The sequence below is a fragment of the Prauserella cavernicola genome, assembly GCF_016595675.1.
In the GTDB taxonomy this organism is placed as follows: domain Bacteria; phylum Actinomycetota; class Actinomycetes; order Mycobacteriales; family Pseudonocardiaceae; genus Prauserella_A; species Prauserella_A cavernicola.
Window position 1 is genome coordinate 599755 of sequence record NZ_JAENJH010000002.1, and the last position, 15974, is coordinate 615728.

The following is a 15974-nucleotide window of genomic DNA, read 5'->3' on the forward strand; positions in this document are numbered from 1 at the left end:
CGGGGTTTCGGGGCGTTACACGTCCAGGAAGCGAACGTCCTTGGCGTTACGGGTGATGAACGAGCGGCGGGCTTCGACGTCCTCGCCCATCAGCACGGAGAACAGCTCGTCGGCGGTGGCGGCGTCGTCGAGGGTCACCTGCAGCAGCACGCGGTTGGCCGGGTCCATGGTGGTCTCCCACAGCTCCTCGGCGTTCATCTCGCCGAGACCCTTGTACCGCTGGATCGCGTCGTCCTTCGGCAGTCGCCTGCCTGCTGCGGCGCCCGCCTCGAGCAGTCCGTCGCGCTCCTTGTCCGAGTAGGCGTATTCGGGCTCGGACCGGGGCCACTTGATCTTGTAGAGCGGCGGCTGGGCAAGGTAGACGTAGCCCTGCTCGACGAGCGGGCGCATGAACCGGAAGAGCAGCGTCAGCAGCAGGGTGCGGATGTGCTGGCCGTCCACATCGGCGTCGGCCATCAGCACGATCTTGTGGTAGCGCAGCTTGGAGATGTCGAAGTCGTCGTGGATTCCGGTGCCCAGCGCGGTGATCAGCGACTGGACCTCGTTGTTCTTGAGCACGCGGTCGATGCGCGCCTTCTCCACGTTGATGATCTTGCCCCGGATCGGCAGGATCGCCTGGAACTTCGAGTCCCGGCCCTCCTTCGCCGAACCGCCCGCCGAGTCACCCTCGACGATGTAGAGCTCGCACTCCTCCGGATTGGTGGAGCGGCAGTCCTTGAGCTTGCCGGGCAGGCCGCCGATGTCCATGGCGCCCTTGCGGCGGACCAGGTCACGCGCCTTGCGGGCGGCCATGCGGGCCTGCGCGCTCGACACCGCCTTGTTGATGATGGTCTTGGCTTCGGAGGGATTGCGCTCGAACCAGTCGGACAGCCACTCGTTGCAGGTGGACTGCACGAAGGACTTGGCCTCGCTGTTACCCAGCTTGGTCTTGGTCTGGCCCTCGAACTGCGGCTCGGCCAGCTTGATCGAGACGATCGCGGCGAGACCCTCGCGCACATCGTCGCCGGTCAGGTTGGCGTCCTTCTCCCTGAGCAGCTTCTTGTCGCGCGCGTAGCTGTTGACCACTCGGGTCAGCGCGGCGCGGAAGCCCTCCTCGTGGGTGCCGCCCTCGTGCGTGTTGATCGTGTTGGCGAAGGTGTAGACCGACGGCGTGAAGCCGTTGTTCCACTGCATCGCGACCTCGACCTCGAGGCCGTCACCCTTGGCTTCGAACGACACCACCGACTGGTGGATCGGGTCCTTGCTGCCGTTGATGTACTTGACGAAGTCCTCGAGCCCGCCCGGGTAGTGGTAGACGCGCTCCTTGATCTGTGCGCGCTCGCCCGTGGCGTCCTCGCCGTTCTCCTCGGCGACCCGCTCGTCGCGCAGCACGATGGTGAGGCCCTTGTTCAGGAAGGCCATCTCCTGGAGCCTGCGCGCGACGGTCTCGGCGCTGTAGTGCGTGGTCTCGAAGATGTCGGGGTCGGCCCAGAACGTGACCGTGGTGCCGGTGCGGTCAGTGGGACCGATGTCCTTGAGCTCACCGGGCTCGGAGCGGTCGTAGTGCTGGGTCCAGATGCGACCGTCGAGGTGGATCTCGACGTCGAGCGCGGTGGAGAGCGCGTTCACGACGGAGACACCGACGCCGTGCAGACCGCCGGAGACCGCATAGGACTCACTGTCGAACTTGCCGCCCGCGTGCAGCACGGTGAGCACGACCTCGACGGTCGGCCGCTGCTCCTTCGGGTGGATCGCGACCGGGATGCCACGACCGTCGTCGACGACGCGCACGCCGCCGTCGGCGAGGAGGGTGACCTCGACCCGCGTCGCGAAGCCGGCCATCGCCTCGTCGACGGAGTTGTCGACGACTTCCTGGATCAGATGGTGGAGACCACGCTCGCCGGTCGATCCGATGTACATGCCGGGGCGTTTACGAACGGCTTCGAGACCCTCGAGCACCGTGATGGAGGACGCGTTGTATTCACTCTGGTTCGCTGCCACCGGCCTGATTTCTCCTCGTCTCACCCAACGCGCGCACGGGTGTGTGCCTGTCGGTCGGGCATGCCACCTGGTACTCGTCCGGCACCAATCCGGCTTGCCTCCACAAGTTTACTTGGCCAGCTCTGCTCACATGCATCAAGGACACCCCTGATTTCGTCACAGAGCGACGATCTCGGCGTCAACCGGGTCCCGCCGTGGCCAACGGAGCCCTCGCGCCGGAGTGGCGGCTTCGGGCGGCCTCTTTCGGAGGAGTGCCCGGCCCGGGCTCAACCGTAGGTGTCACGAGGGCCCCGACCAGGCACATGCCTCGGTCCTTTGCGCCAGCTCGGCGCAGTCGGGCCCTGGATCCGCATCCGCTTGACGACACCGTGCCCCACCCCCGCGGCAATCTTCGCCAGCAGCTGACGCTGCAGCAACCGGAGTTGCGTCGCCCAGGCGGTGGAGCTGGCACGCACGGTCAGCTCGCCGTCCTTGAGCGCGACGGGCTGGGCGTGCTCGGCGACCTCCTCACCGACGAGGCGCGTCCACTGCCCGAAGACCCGGCCGTTCGTCAGCTGATCGGTCCAGCCGAGCTGGGTCGCCATGCGCGAGGCGAGCCTGCCGAGTGGCTGCGGGTCGCGCTCGTCGAAACCGGGGCCCGACCAGCGCCTGCGCTTGGGGTTCTGCGCCGAGCCACCGCGGCCCGAACGCGTCGCGGGCTTGCGGACCCCAGGCTCGTGGCCGCGCGCGGCGGCTCGCTCCCGCGCGGCCTGCAGGGCCGCGTGCGCGAGGTCGCGGCCCTGTGGATGGGCCTCGGCCCCCGTCTCGTTCGGCCCAGTGCCGCTGTTACGCTCAGTGTCTCGTTTGGGGGAGTTACTCGCAGAACCGCCCGCCCGAGGGGTATTGACCACCTCATTTGGGCCTTCAGTCACGCGCGGCGATAACAGATTCGCCGTGTTATCCACACTATCCACAGACTTATCCCCAGATCGGTGGGTAACTGGTGTGGCCCCGGTCACCTTAGGTCGCCGACGCGGTTGATCATGGCTCTGATCAGGCACGTTTCACCTCACCCTCCGACACCACGAACCGTGCCCCGGTCAGCTCTCCGGGGACGTCTTCATCCACAGCAGCGGTGACGATCACCTGCTCGGCACTCGCGGCTACCTCGGCCAGCCGTGCTCTCCGCCGGCGATCGAGCTCCGCGAACACGTCATCAAGTAACAAAACCGGCTCCCCTCCGGCCTCGCCCCGTAACAGCTCGTAAGACCCGAGTCGCAGCGCCAACGCGAACGACCACGACTCGCCGTGACTCGCGTACCCCTTGGCCGGAGCCTCCCCGAGCACGAGCTCCAGCTCGTCCCGGTGGGGTCCGACCAGGCTTACCCCACGTTCGAGCTCCGCCGTGCGCGACTCGCCGAGCGCCTGCAGCAGGATCTCGACGAGCGTGTCCTCCTCCGCGCGGGCCCCGCCCGCCACGCCGTAGCCCTCCGGCAACGCCTCGTCGAGCCGCGACCGGTACGCGATCTTCGCCGGTCGCGAGTCGGGCGCGACGCCCGCGTAGGCGGCGGCCGCGTGCGGCGCGAGATCAGCCACGAGGTTGAGCCGCGCCGCGAGCAACTGAGCGCCGACCGTGGCCAGGTGGTTGTCCCACACCTCGAGCGTCGACAGCGCGTACGGGTCGTTTCCTCTCCGTTTGCCCGCCGTCTTGAGCAGGGCGTTGCGCTGCTTCAGCACCTTCTCGTACTCGCTGCGCACCCCGGCGTATCGAGGCGCGCGCAGCACGAGCAGCTCGTCGAGGAACCGTCGACGCTCCCCCGGATCACCACGCACGAGCGCCAGGTCCTCCGGAGAGAACAGCACCGTGCGCAGGATCCCGAGTACATCGCGCGGCCTGCCGACCGCGCCGCGGTTCACCCGCGCGCGGTTGGCCCGGCCCGGCGCGATCTCGAGCTCGACGGTCAGCTCGCGACCTTCGTTGACCACGGCGACCCGCACCAGCGCACGCTCACATCCGTGCCGGATCAGCGGCGCATCGGTCGAGACCCGGTGCGAGCCCAGCGTGGCCACGTAACCGATCGCCTCGACGAGGTTCGTCTTCCCCCGACCGTTCTGCCCGACCAGCACGGTCGGGCCGGGCTCGAGCGGCAGGTCGACGTGCTCCCACGAGCGGAAATCGGTCACCTGGAGGTGACGGAGGTACACGTCGTACCTACTCGCCGACCTTCTTGACGGAGTGGCCGCCGAACTGGTTGCGCAGCGCGGCCACCGCACGCATCGCAGACGAGTCCTTCTGCCGCGACGAGAACCTGGCGAACAGCGCCGCTGAGATCACCGGCGCGGGCACCGCGTGGTTGATCGCCTCCTCGAGCGTCCACCTACCCTCGCCGGAGTCCTCGACGTAGCCCTCGAGATCATCGAGGTCCGGGTCCTCCTGCAGCGCCCTGACCAGCAGTTCGAGCAGCCACGAACGCACGACCGTGCCGCGCTGCCACGCCGTGATCACCGCGGGGACGTCCTCGACGACCTTCGCGGCCTCGAGCAGCTCGAAGCCCTCGGCGTAGGCCTGCATCAGGCCGTACTCGATGCCGTTGTGCACCATCTTGGCGTAGTGACCTGCGCCGACGGAGCCCGCGTGCGCGAAGCCCTCCTCGCGCGGCCCGTCCGGACGCAGCGAGTCGAAGATCGGCATCGCCCGGTCGACGTTGGCCTTGTCGCCACCGACCATCAGGCCGTAGCCGTTGTCCTTGCCCCACACGCCACCGGAGACACCGACGTCGAGGTAGCCGACGCCCTTGCCCGCGAGCAGCTCGGCGTTCAGCTGGTCGTCTGTGTAGCGGGAGTTGCCACCGTCGATCAGCAGGTCACCTTCGCTGAGCAGGTCGCCGAGCTCGGCGACCGTCTGCCGGGTGGCCTCACCCGCCGGCACCATCACCCAGATCATGCGCGGAGCCTCGAGAGCGGAGACCAGTTCGGCGAGCGAGCCGCTGTCGCTCACCTCGACGTTGCGGTCGTAGCCGACCACCTCGTGCCCGGCGGCCCTGAGCCGCTCGCGCATGTTGAAACCCATCTTGCCAAGGCCGACGAGCCCGAGCTGAACCATCAGATGTCCCCTCTTGTCCGACGTGTCGTGCTCAGCCGGGAAGCCGCACCGGCATCAGCAGGTAGAGGTAGCCGGGCACGACGTCACCGTTCTCGTCGGCCGGCTTGATCAGCGCGGGCCGGTTGGGAGTGGTGAACGTGAGCTCGGCCCGGTCGGCGTGCAGTGCGCCGAGGCCGTCGACGAGGTAGCCGGGGTTGAACGCGATGGTCACCGACTCGCCCTCGTAGTCGACGGGCAGTTCTTCCTCGGCGCTGCCTTCGTCGTCCCCGCCAGCGGACAGGCGCAGCGTTCCCTCGCTGAACTCCAGCCGGACCTGGGTACCGCGCTCGGCGACCAGCGAAACGCGCTTGATCGCCTCGGCCAGCGCCGAGACCTGCAGCACCGCACGCGACGTGTGCTGCGCGGGCAGCAGCTGGCGGTACGGCGGGAACTCGGCGTCGAGCAGGCGCGTGGTGGTGTAGCGGCCGGAGCCGGCGAGCCCGAGCAGTCCGTCGCCGCTGGCGAGGCCGACCTGCACGGTCGCCCCGCTGGCACCGAGCGACTTGGCCGCGTCGGCAAGCGTGCGCGCGGGCACCAGCACCGCGGCGTCGGCGAGCCCCTCGGCGGGCGACCAGCTGAACTCGCGCATCGCGAGCCGGAAGCGGTCGGTGGCGACGAGCGTGAGGTTGCTGCCGGAGATCTCCAGCCGCATACCGGTGAGCATCGGCAGGGTGTCGTCCTTGCCTGCGGCCACCGCGACCTGGGTGACCGCCTGGGCGAACGCCTCGCCGGTCACCTCGCCGGCGAGATCCGGCTGGGCGGGCAGCTGCGGGTAGTCCTCGACCGGCATGGTCGGCAGACTGAACCGGGCGTTTCCGCAGGTGATGGACGCGCGGGCGCCGTCGACGGAGATCTCCACCGGCTGGGCGGGCAACGCCTTGGTGATGTCGGCGAGCAGCCTGCCCGACACGAGCGTGCGGCCGCCGTCGGCGATCGTGGCCGGAACGCCGACGGTCGCGGAGACCTCGTAGTCGAAGCCGGACACCGTCAGCGCGTCGGAACCACCATCCGCTCCGGCGTCGAGCAGCACGCCGCCCAGCACGGGTACCGGCGGCCTGGAGGGAAGGCTCCGAGCCACCCAGGCGACGGCGTCAGCGAGCCCATCACGCTCGACGCGGATCTTCATGGCGCCCATCCTTTCGACAGCCGAGCCGGACGGCTCGAAAGACGACAAATCCACCCCGACATGCGCCCCCAATGGGCAGGGGCGGTGAGGGGGCGTGGCTGTGTGGGCCCTCCCGGACGCGGTGCGCCGGATGCCGACGACACCGGCACCGAGCGGACCGGGGTGTGGGTTTCCACGGTAGAGCGTGAGCGGCCCCGGCGTCATCCCGGCCCAGTCAAGCGTCCGTCCGGGTATCCCCAACTTCGAAGCTCGCTTGTTTTTGTTTTGTTCTTCTAAGAAGAGATCTTTGTTTAGTCGTAGTAGTAAGGGCTGTGGGTTGTGTGGATAGGCCTTGTCCGCGCAGGTCCGGGTACGCGCGACCGTGTGGACAGCCGTGGTGGCAAGTAGGTGGAGAACTCAGGGGTCTCCGTGGAGAACTTCGGCCATCCTCAATCGGTCCACAGTTGTCCCCAGATTTCCACAGCTTTGTCCCCAGTTGTGGGTCGACCTGTGCCCAGGCAATGCCCAGCCGAAGCACCCCAAAACGTGACCCGGATCGCCCCAGTGAGTGACAAAACCTAGGCGCGAGAAGGCTTTCCGGCCCCTTGCGGCGGCCGCCACGGCGTCGATTCCGACTGTGCACACACATGTAAGGACGGCCCGCTGGGGCCGTGAGAGGAGTTCTGACGGCATCGTCAGGCCGGTCAGCGCGTCCACAGCGGGCTCGAGACTTTGCAGTACTCCCACCGTTCGTGGCGGCGAGTGGAGCCGTCTCGCCGGGATGCCAGCAGCGCCAACGTGATCGGGCCGAGAGACTGCGCGATGCCCGTGGTTCTTGCGGGGCGAGTAGGTCCGGTACCGAACGTGAAAGGCGCTCTCGTGTCCTCGGCGTTCAGTGGTTGCGCCGATGAGCTGAGCGCGTGTGGATAGCCGGCAAGCTCAGATCCTGTTGCGGGGCGCCGAAGAGCTCTGAGGGCGCGGTGTCCACATCAGAAAGGATCAGGCTCGTGCCTGACGATCACGCACTGACCGAATCGGACGGTGCGTGATCGTCAGGCACGAGCGATCGCGGCGGGGTGGGCGGCGGTGTGAGAGGTGGCTACTGCCGAGCGCGCTGCTTGATGCGCGAGGTCAGTTCCTGCACCTGGTCGTAGATGCGGCGCCGCTCAGCCATTTCCTTGCGGATCTTCTTGTCGGCGTGCATCACCGTGGTGTGGTCCCGACCACCGAACGTCTGGCCGATCCTCGGCAGCGACATGTCGGTGAGTTCGCGGCACAGATACATGGCGATCTGTCGCGCGGTGGCGAGCGCCTTCGTCTTGCCCGGACCGCACAGGTCGTCGAGCGTCACGTCGAAGAACTCGGCCGTGACACCCATGATCGTCGGCGCGCTGATCTCGGGCGCCTGCGAGTCGGGGATCAGGTCGCGCAGCACGATCTCGGCGAGTCCGACGTCGACCGGCTGCTGGTTCAGAGACGCGAACGCGGTGACGCGGATGAGCGCGCCCTCGAGCTCGCGGATGTTGGCCTCGATGCGCGCGGCGATGAACTCGAGGACGTCGCCCGGAACCGCGAGCCGGTCCTGCGCCGCCTTCTTGCGGAGGATCGCGATCCGGGTCTCGAGTTCGGGCGGCTGGATGTCGGTGATCAGTCCCCACTCGAACCGCGTGCGAAGGCGGTCCTCCAGCGTTTCCAGTCGCTTCGGCGGCCGGTCGGACGACACGACGATCTGCTTGTTCGCGTTGTGGAGAGTGTTGAAGGTGTGGAAGAACTCCTCCTGAGTACCTTCCTTGCCCTCCAGGAACTGGATGTCGTCCACCAGCAGGATGTCGATGTCGCGGTACCGCCGCTGGAACGCGACCTTGCGGTCGTCTCGCAGCGAGTTGATGAAGTCGTTGGTGAACTCTTCGGTCGACACGTACCGCACGCGCATGCCGGGGAACAGCCGCTGGGCGTAATGCCCGACGGCGTGCAGCAGGTGGGTTTTGCCCAGCCCGGACTCCCCCCAGATGAAGAGAGGGTTGTAAGCACGCGACGGAGCTTCGGCGACGGCGACCGCCGCGGCGTGCGCGAACCTGTTGGACGCGCCGATGACGAACGTGTCGAACGTGTACTTCTCGTTCAGGCGAGTCTTCGAGGTCTGCGGCTGCGCGGGCGCCGTGTAGGGCTGGCCCGCGATCGGCTGTCCGGAGAAGGTCGGCCAGATCTCGTGCACCGCGGCGAGGGCCTCGCCCTCTTCGTCCACTTCTTCATCGCCGTCGTCGACCTGGTCCGCCATGTTGTTCATCGGCATCGGCGGAGGCATCGTCGGTCGAGGAGCTGCCTGGCGCTGCGGCTGCTGATGGCGCTGGGTCTGCTGACGTTGGGTCTGCTGACGTTGCGCGGGCTGGCGGTCGGCTCCGTCGGAGCGCGTGTGCCTGGCCGAGGCGGGGACCGTGATCGTGTCCTCGGGCGGGGGCAGCGGCGGGCCGTCGGTCCTGGCGCCGTTGCCCGCGTCCACCCTTGCGGGTGGAGCGGCGTACCGAGAGGGTGCACTGGGCGCTGGAGCGCTTTCGGTGGTGTCGACCTTGACGGCGAGGGAGACCTCGCGGCCGAGCCTGCGGGACAGCGCGGTGGTGATCGGCTCGCGCAGGGCGCGCTCGATGGCTTCCTTCGCGAAGTCGCTCGGCGCGGCGAGCAGGGCGGTTCCGTCGAGCAGACCGATGGGCCGAGTCACCCGCATCCACGCCCGCTGCTGGGGGGACAGCGTGCCGTCCGAGAGCTCCCTGACGACCTGCTCCCAGACGACAGCCAGGTTCAGCTGGTGCTCAGACACCCTGCTCCGCTCCCCTCCCCTCGACCTCACCGCATAGCAGGTCGGCGTGGATACCCGCGCAGCAGGTATCCACAAAGTTGTCCACAGTTGTGCATCAATGTACGACGACCCACGGGCACTCCACCCCGCAGGATCAAGCTACGCCAGCCGAAGTCTCCCACCTTCCAACGGCCTGCGTACGCCCCTCGCGGAGATACCGAGAAGGGGCACGCTAACAAGAGCGGCTTGTTGCCACAAGACGTCCTTCCGAGCAAGGATTTCACGGTGTACGGCGTGTTGCCATTCGGCGATGGAGCGTGCTGATGATCTTTATCCTCCACGGCCACAGAGCGTGACTCGAGGGGCCGGTTCCGGTGTCACCGGACAGGGTGCGTACTCTCGTAAGGTCTGCCGCTGACAGCGGGCCTGTTCCGCCTGCCCATCTATATGGAGCACGGAGCGCTCACAGAGACTACGTCGGCTGCCGGACAATACGAGTAGACGTTGAGACCAGGAGAACTGAGCCGTGAGCAAGGGCAAGCGCACCTTCCAGCCGAACAACCGCCGACGCTCTCGGACCCACGGGTTCCGGCTGCGGATGCGGACCCGCGCAGGCCGCGCCATTCTGGCGGCTCGCCGGCGCAAGGGCCGTCAGCAACTTTCCGCCTGATCCCGTCTGCCTGCGAGGCGCGGCGTGCTTACCGCCAACGCTCGCCTGCGGCGGAGTGAGGAATTCCGTGCGGTCATGCGCGGCGGCGTCCGAGCGGGGCGCCGCCGCCTTGTGCTGCACGCGCTCGCTGACTTCGGCGAGCACACCAAGGCGGGGTTGGTGGTGAGCAAGGCTGTGGGTAACTCGGTAGTGCGTCATCGCGTGAGCAGGCGCCTGAGGCACCTGCTCGCCTCCCGGCTCGGAACCTTGCCGGCCGGTAGCGCGTTGGTTGTTCGGGCATTACCCGCCGCCGCCACCGCGACCAGTGCGGAGCTCGGCTCGGATCTCGACGCGGCGCTGCGGCGGTTGAGCCTGTCGCCCTCCGCCCGCCAAGACAATGGACCAGCGGTGTGAGTACAGAGCATGTGGCCGGCACTGAGACGGCCGAACCCGAAGGAGCCCCGGGGCCTGCGAGGCCGACGCCGGTGGCCTGGGTCCTGCTGCTCCCGATCAGGTTCTACCGCAAGGCCATCTCCCCTTACCTTCCCCCGATGTGCCGGTTCTACCCGAGCTGCAGCACGTACGCGGCCGAGGCGCTGACGCGGCACGGAGCCGCTCGCGGTTCCTACCTCGCGATCCGCCGGCTGTTGCGATGCGGTCCGTGGACCCCGCCTGGACGAGACCCCGTGCCGGAGCGGTTCACCTTCCGGCGCCAAAGCCCTGGTATGTCTACCGAGGAGTAGCTCAGTGCTCGACTTTATCTACTACCCTGTGTCGTTCATCTTGTGGTGTTGGCACAAGGTGTTCGGCTTCGTCTTCGGCGATGACAACGCGATTTCCTGGGTCCTCGGCATCGTGTTCCTGACCTTCACGGTCCGCGGCATCATGTTCAAGCCGTTCGTGAACCAGGTCCGGTCGATGAAGAAGATGCAGGACTTCGCGCCCGAGCTCAAGAAGATCCAGAAGAAGTACGCGAACGACCGGCAGCGCCAGGCCGCGGAGATGCAGAAGCTCCAGCGCGAGCACGGGGTGAACCCCCTCGGTAGCTGTCTACCGATGCTGCTGCAGATCCCGGTCTTCATCGGCCTCAACCACGTGCTCCGGATGTTCGCTCCGGGCAAGGAGAGCAACTACTTCTTCGACGCCGAGGGCGTGCGCTCCTACGTCGACGCGAAGCTTTTCGGCGTCAACCTCGGTGACGCGATCAACCACGTCAGTGCTCTCGGCGGTGGCGCCGCCGCTGCCGAGCCCGGCTGGAACTGGGGAGTGGCGCCTGTCGCTGTACCGCTGATGATCGTCGCCAGCGTCGCGACCCACTTCACCGCTCGCCACTCGGTGGCCCGCCAGAACCCGGCCTCGGCCACCGCGCAGACCGCGGTGATGAACCGCCTGACGCTGTGGATCTTCCCGGCCGGTGTGCTGATCTTCGGTGCGTTCTTCCCGATCGGTCTGCTGATCTACTGGCTCGCCAACAACTGCTGGACCCTGATGCAGCAGCGACTCGTCTACACCCGGATCGACAAGGAAGAAGAGGCCAAGAAGGCCGAGGCCAAGGAGAAGCGCAGCAGCCTTGGCCCGAAGCCCGGTCAGAAACCCCAGGTCGGTCAGAAGCCCAAGCCCGCCGAGCCGAAGAAGTCGGCGACCCCCGAGTCGGACGACGACACGGCCTCCGCGGACACGGCTCCCAAGAACGGCACCCCCAAGAACGGCAAGTCCCAGAAGAGCGGCAACCCGAGCAGCGTCAAGGGCGGAGCCTGGGCCAAGAACGGCGGCGCCAAGCAGCGGCCGGCCAACCAAGGCAAGAAGACCCAAGGCCGCAAGCGGCGCTGACGCCTCCAGGGACTGGAGAGGAGACAAGACATGTCGGAGACAGCCGAGGTTGTCGGCACCGAACAGGACGAGGTCGAGAACCAGGCGACCGAGGAAGCCGCCGAGGACACGGACGCGGGCAACGAGGACGACCTGCTCGTCCAGGAGGGCGACATCGCGGGTGACTACCTCGAGCGCCTGCTGGACATCCTCGACTTCGACGGCGACATCGACCTCGATGTCGAGGCCGGCCGCGCGATCGTGAGCATCGACGGCGGCGAGGACCTGGACAAGCTCGTGGGTCCGCGCGGTAGCGCACTCGAGGCGCTGCAGGAGCTGACCCGGCTCGCGGTGCAGCAGGAGACCGGTAGCCGGAGCCGTCTGATGCTCGACGTCGCGGGCTGGCGTGCGGGCCGTCGCGAGGAGCTTCGCGAGCTCGGCCGCTCCACCGCCGAGTCGGTGGTGTCCTCCGGTGAGCGGGTTCGGCTTCAGCCGATGAGCCCGTTCGAGCGCAAGGTCGTGCACGACGCGGTCGCCACCGTCGACGGCGTGACGAGCGAGAGTGAGGGTGAGGAGCCGAAGCGACGCGTCGTCGTGCTCCCCTCCTCGTAGTAGCAAGCAGCGAAGCGGCCCGCCGGTGATCCGGCGGGCCGCTTTTTTTGTCCCCGTTTCACGTGAAACTGGGATCGGGTCAGTGCACTTGTCCACATCTTCGGACTGTCGTGTCGATTCCCGGAGTACATCAGGGACAATCAAACGCGGCCGGTTTCACGTGAAACGGCATCCCGTGAGGAGTGAGTCTGTGGGTTTGGACGGGATGGAGTCCACCACCCCGGCAGCAGCGGCTGCGGTGTTCGGCGATCAGGTGAAGCGAGCAGAGCGGTTCGTCGAGTTGTTGACCCAGCACGGTGTCGAGCGAGGCCTGATCGGTCCACGCGAGGTCGACCGCCTCTGGGATCGGCACGTGCTGAACTCCGCTGTCATCGGCGAGTACATCCCCCACGGTGCTCGAGTTGTCGATGTCGGATCGGGCGCGGGCCTTCCCGGTGTCCCGCTCGCGATCGCACGACCCGATCTCGATATCGTTCTACTGGAGCCGATGGCACGCCGCGTCGACTGGCTGTCAGAGGTTGCGGAGACCTTGGAGATCCACCTGGAGGTCGTGCGCGGTCGCGCCGAAGAGAAGTCGATCCGGGAGCACCTCGGCCTCGCCGACGTAGTGACCGCTCGAGCTGTGGCTCCCCTGGCGAGACTCGCGACGTGGTGCCTTCCGCTGGTGCGTACGTCGGGCTCGCTCGTCGCACTCAAGGGAGCGAGCGCCGCCGAGGAGATCGACCGCGACCGGGTCGCACTGCGAAAGGCAGGCGGCGGGGAGCCGAAGCTGGCGGAATGCGGTGCCGGTGTGCTGGAAACGCCGACGACCGTGGTTGTGATCGAACGTGTGGAGCGTCCGAAGCCGGAGCGATCGCGGCGGCGCGCTGGGGCACGTTCGAGAGGAAAGGATTAGCCGAGCGAATGACGATCAGTACGGAGCGGCGAATGTTCCACGTGAAACGGTGCACCGGCGAGCGCGTAAGCCTCGAGAGGGGTGGCGTCCGGTGAACCCTCCCCCCGAGGCGAGCGCGGGCACCGGCACCGGCTGGACTCCCATTGCCGAAGAGGCCGAGCGCGCTGCGCGGGTGCTGCACCCGGACGCAGACTTCATGCCGCGGCCCACCAAGCGGCGAGTACTCACCGTGGCCAACCAGAAGGGTGGCGTCGGCAAGACCACCAGCACGGTGAATCTGGCTGCGGGGCTGGCTCTGCACGGCGTCAGGACGCTGGTCATCGATCTCGACCCCCAGGGCAACGCCAGCACCGCGCTCGACGTGGACCACCGATCCGGCACGCCGTCCATCTACGAGATGCTCATCGGTGAGGTGTCGCTGGCCGAGGCAGCGCAGGTGAGTTCCCAGTCCCCCAACCTGTTCTGCGTTCCGGCGACCATCGACCTTGCCGGCGCCGAGATCGAGCTCGTCTCGATGGCGTCCAGGGAGTCGCGACTCAAGGAAGCCCTCACCTCTGAGGCGCTGGACGAACTCGGTATCGACTACGTCTTCGTCGACTGCCCGCCCTCGCTCGGGCTGCTCACGGTGAACGCGTTGAGCGCGGCACACGAGGTGCTCATCCCGATCCAGTGCGAGTACTACGCGCTCGAGGGTCTGGGACAGCTCCTCAGCAACATCGAGCTCGTGCAGCAGCACCTCAACCCCGCGTTGCAGGTGTCGACCATTCTGCTGACCATGTACGACGGCCGCACCAAGCTGGCCGACCAGGTCACGCAGGAGGTCCGCAACCACTTCGGGGACGTCGTTCTGAAGACGATCATCCCGCGCAGCGTGAAGGTCTCCGAGGCGCCCGGCTACGGGCAGACGATCCTCGCGTACGACCCCGGTTCCCGGGGTGCGATGAGCTATCTGGATGCCGCACGGGAAGTCGCCGAGCGCGGAGTGCTGAGTAGGGAGCAGAGATGAGCGAGCGCAGGGGTGGTCTTGGCCGGGGTCTCGCGGCCCTGATTCCGACCGGGCCGGTGAGCTCGGAAGGTACAGCGACCGTCGAGGTGCGCCCGGAGCCGAGCGCGAAGGAAGGCGACAAGGGCTGGTTCGCGGCGAACGGTTCCGTCACGACGGCCGGTGGTGAGGTCGCCGGGGCGGTCTACCGTGAGGTGCCGCTCGAGGCGATCAAGGCCAACCCGAAGCAGCCGCGGCAGGTCTTCGACGAGGAGGCGCTCTCCGAGCTGGAGCACTCCATCCGCGAGTTCGGCCTCATGCAGCCGATCGTCGTGCGGCAGCTGCCCGATGACGAGTTCGAGCTCGTCATGGGTGAGCGCCGGCTCCGCGCCTCTCAGCAGGCCGGGCTGGAAGCCATCCCGGCGATTGTGCGGCAGACCGCCGACGAGGCGATGCTGCGTGACGCCCTGCTGGAGAACATTCACCGCGTCCAGCTCAACCCGCTGGAAGAGGCGGCGGCGTACCAGCAGCTGCTCGACGAGTTCGAGGTGACGCACGAGGAGCTCGGCTCGCGGATCGGCCGCAGCCGTCCGGTCATCACGAACACGATCCGGCTGCTGCGGCTCCCCCTCCCCGTGCAGCGGCGGGTGGCGGCCGGCGTGCTGTCGGCCGGTCACGCTCGGGCGCTGCTGTCGCTCGACGATCCGGACGGTCAGGAGGAGCTGGCCGCGCGCATTGTCGCTGAGGGGCTGTCGGTGAGGGCGACCGAGGAGGCCGTGACCCTCTCGAAGGGTGCGGCCAAGAAAAAGGAGAAGCCCCCCGCTCGGAAGCCGATGCAGGCGCCGGGACTCCAGGATCTCGCCGAGCGGTTGTCGGACCGGTTCGACACTCGCGTGAAGGTGGACCTCGGCCGGCGCAAGGGTCGGATCGTGGTCGAGTTCGGCTCGGTCGACGATCTCGAGCGCATCGTGGCGCTCATGAACACGAATCAGGCAAATCAGACAAACGGGGCACGTGAAACCGACATCCCGTGACACCAGGTCATTTCGTCACGGTGATGATTTGCTGTCAGCTCCCTCGCTGAACCGCGCGGGACACGAGGTCGGAAAAAACCGCCCCGAGTGAGGTGCCGGCGGCCTCCATCGCCATCGGAACGGTGGAGGTCTCGGTAAGCCCGGGCGAGAGGTTCACTTCGAGGAAGTAGACCGTGCCGTCGGCGGCGACAACCGCATCGGTCCGGGAGATGTCCCGGAGCCCGAGCAGCCGGTGGGCGCCGACGGCGAGTTCACGGACGGCCTTCTCGGCCTCGGGCGTGAGCCGCGCGGGGCAGAAGAAGTCGGTGAGCCCCGCGGTGTAGCGAGCGGTGTAGTCGTACACCCCGCTCTCCGGAACGATCTCCACCGCGGGCAGCGCCTCCGGGCCGCCGTCGCGCTCGATGACGGTGACCGCGACTTCGACGCCGTGGATGAACCGCTCGGCGAGCACGGTGTCGCCGTACGCGAAGCAGCCGACCATCGCGGCGGGCAGCTCGGCCGCGTCGCGCACGACCTGCGTTCCGAGCGCGGAGCCGCCCTGGTCCGGCTTGAGGATCAACGGCAGGCCGAGGCGCTGGACCATCGCGTCCAGCACCGCCTGGGCGCCGAGCTCGCGGAAGGTGCTGTGGGGCAGGACAACCCACTCTGGCGTCGAGAAACCGGCGCCGGCGACGAGCGCCTTGGCGATCGGCTTGTCGAAGGCACGGCGGCAGCCCTCCGAGTTGGTGCCGACGAACGGCACTCCCAGCATCTCCAGCACGGTCTGCACCGAGCCGTTCTCGCCCTCTCCCCCGTGCAGGGCCAGCAGCGCCGCATCGGGCCGCTCGTCGCGCAGCCGGGAGACGAGACCGCTGTCGGTGTCCCACTCCTCCACCGACAGGCCCTGCTCACGCAGAGCGACCGACAGTCGGCGGCCAGAGCGCAACGAGACGTCCCGCTCGTGCGACAGACCGCCAGCGAGCACGGCAAAAGTAGGCTCGGCCACCCGGAAAC

15 protein-coding genes are annotated in these 15974 nt (G+C 67.7%); 8 read left to right on the plus strand and 7 right to left on the minus strand.

Annotation, left to right across the window (positions count from 1 at the left end; all coding sequences use genetic code 11):
• Window positions 1–15 precede the first annotated feature (15 nt).
• From gyrB to dnaA, 6 genes are all read right to left on the minus strand, one after another.
• Window positions 16–1980, minus strand: a complete 1965-nt coding sequence (gene gyrB, locus JHE00_RS09505; protein ID WP_200317061.1) for a DNA topoisomerase (ATP-hydrolyzing) subunit B — start codon at window positions 1978–1980, stop codon at window positions 16–18.
• A 266-nt stretch (window positions 1981–2246) separates the two neighbouring features.
• Window positions 2247–2870: a DciA family protein gene (locus JHE00_RS09510; RefSeq protein ID WP_372440408.1), complete on the minus strand. Its 624-nt coding sequence runs from the start codon at window positions 2868–2870 to the stop codon at window positions 2247–2249.
• A 142-nt stretch (window positions 2871–3012) separates the two neighbouring features.
• Window positions 3013–4164 carry a DNA replication/repair protein RecF gene (gene recF / locus JHE00_RS09515; protein WP_200317063.1) on the minus strand — a complete coding sequence of 384 codons (1152 nt, stop codon included), beginning with the start codon at window positions 4162–4164 and terminating at the stop codon, window positions 3013–3015.
• 7 nt (window positions 4165–4171) lie between these two features.
• A complete protein-coding gene (gnd, locus tag JHE00_RS09520; RefSeq protein ID WP_200317065.1) occupies window positions 4172–5062 on the minus strand; it encodes a phosphogluconate dehydrogenase (NAD(+)-dependent, decarboxylating) in 891 nt (296 codons plus the stop codon).
• A 31-nt stretch (window positions 5063–5093) separates the two neighbouring features.
• Complete coding sequence (gene dnaN, locus JHE00_RS09525; RefSeq protein WP_200317067.1) at window positions 5094–6227, minus strand: DNA polymerase III subunit beta; 1134 nt, start codon at window positions 6225–6227, stop codon at window positions 5094–5096.
• Window positions 6228–7305: 1078 nt separating this feature from the next.
• Window positions 7306–9021, minus strand: coding sequence for a chromosomal replication initiator protein DnaA (gene dnaA, locus JHE00_RS09530; RefSeq protein WP_200317069.1), 1716 nt, complete (start codon window positions 9019–9021; stop codon window positions 7306–7308).
• A 505-nt stretch (window positions 9022–9526) separates the two neighbouring features.
• Between dnaA and rpmH the strand changes: the two genes are divergently transcribed.
• The 8 genes from rpmH to JHE00_RS09570 all read left to right on the plus strand — a co-directional run bounded on the left by rpmH (window position 9527) and on the right by JHE00_RS09570 (window position 14981).
• The gene (gene rpmH / locus JHE00_RS09535) at window positions 9527–9670 is read left to right on the plus strand and encodes a 50S ribosomal protein L34 (protein ID WP_200317071.1); all 144 of its coding nucleotides are present in this window, start codon (window positions 9527–9529) and stop codon (window positions 9668–9670) included.
• A 24-nt stretch (window positions 9671–9694) separates the two neighbouring features.
• On the plus strand, window positions 9695–10063 hold the full coding sequence (gene rnpA / locus JHE00_RS09540) for a ribonuclease P protein component (protein ID WP_200317073.1): 369 nt from the start codon (window positions 9695–9697) through the stop codon (window positions 10061–10063).
• An 11-nt stretch (window positions 10064–10074) separates the two neighbouring features.
• On the plus strand, window positions 10075–10392 hold the full coding sequence (gene yidD, locus JHE00_RS09545) for a membrane protein insertion efficiency factor YidD (RefSeq protein WP_307831922.1): 318 nt from the start codon (window positions 10075–10077) through the stop codon (window positions 10390–10392).
• Window positions 10393–10396: 4 nt separating this feature from the next.
• Window positions 10397–11479 carry a membrane protein insertase YidC gene (gene yidC / locus JHE00_RS09550; protein WP_200317075.1) on the plus strand — a complete coding sequence of 361 codons (1083 nt, stop codon included), beginning with the start codon at window positions 10397–10399 and terminating at the stop codon, window positions 11477–11479.
• A gap of 30 nt (window positions 11480–11509) precedes the next feature.
• Window positions 11510–12070 (plus strand): Jag family protein, encoded by a 561-nt coding sequence (locus JHE00_RS09555; protein WP_200317076.1) that lies wholly within the window; start codon window positions 11510–11512, stop codon window positions 12068–12070.
• A 205-nt stretch (window positions 12071–12275) separates the two neighbouring features.
• The gene (gene rsmG, locus JHE00_RS09560; RefSeq protein ID WP_230423182.1) at window positions 12276–12965 is read left to right on the plus strand and encodes a 16S rRNA (guanine(527)-N(7))-methyltransferase RsmG; all 690 of its coding nucleotides are present in this window, start codon (window positions 12276–12278) and stop codon (window positions 12963–12965) included.
• 91 nt (window positions 12966–13056) lie between these two features.
• The gene (locus JHE00_RS09565) at window positions 13057–13971 is read left to right on the plus strand and encodes a ParA family protein (RefSeq protein ID WP_307831870.1); all 915 of its coding nucleotides are present in this window, start codon (window positions 13057–13059) and stop codon (window positions 13969–13971) included.
• A complete protein-coding gene (locus tag JHE00_RS09570) occupies window positions 13968–14981 on the plus strand; it encodes a ParB/RepB/Spo0J family partition protein (RefSeq protein ID WP_200317078.1) in 1014 nt (337 codons plus the stop codon). Before JHE00_RS09565 ends, JHE00_RS09570 begins: the two co-directional genes overlap by 4 nt.
• Before the next feature lie 34 nt (window positions 14982–15015).
• On the opposite strand, the gene JHE00_RS09575 is transcribed toward JHE00_RS09570, so the two are convergent.
• Complete coding sequence (locus tag JHE00_RS09575; RefSeq protein WP_200317079.1) at window positions 15016–15966, minus strand: D-alanine--D-alanine ligase family protein; 951 nt, start codon at window positions 15964–15966, stop codon at window positions 15016–15018.
• Between the last annotated feature and the right edge of the window lie 8 nt (window positions 15967–15974).

Bases quoted from the DNA above. Each gene is read 5' to 3' on its own strand.
- gnd (WP_200317065.1), bottom strand. From the start codon at position 5,062: ATGGTTCAGCTCGGGCTCGTCGGCCTTGGCAAGATGGGTTTCAACATG.
- dnaN (WP_200317067.1), bottom strand. From the start codon at position 6,227: ATGAAGATCCGCGTCGAGCGTGATGGGCTCGCTGACGCCGTCGCCTGG.
- JHE00_RS09555 (WP_200317076.1), top strand. From the start codon at position 11,510: ATGTCGGAGACAGCCGAGGTTGTCGGCACCGAACAGGACGAGGTCGAG.
- rsmG (WP_230423182.1), top strand. From the start codon at position 12,276: ATGGAGTCCACCACCCCGGCAGCAGCGGCTGCGGTGTTCGGCGATCAG.
- JHE00_RS09570 (WP_200317078.1), top strand. From the start codon at position 13,968: ATGAGCGAGCGCAGGGGTGGTCTTGGCCGGGGTCTCGCGGCCCTGATT.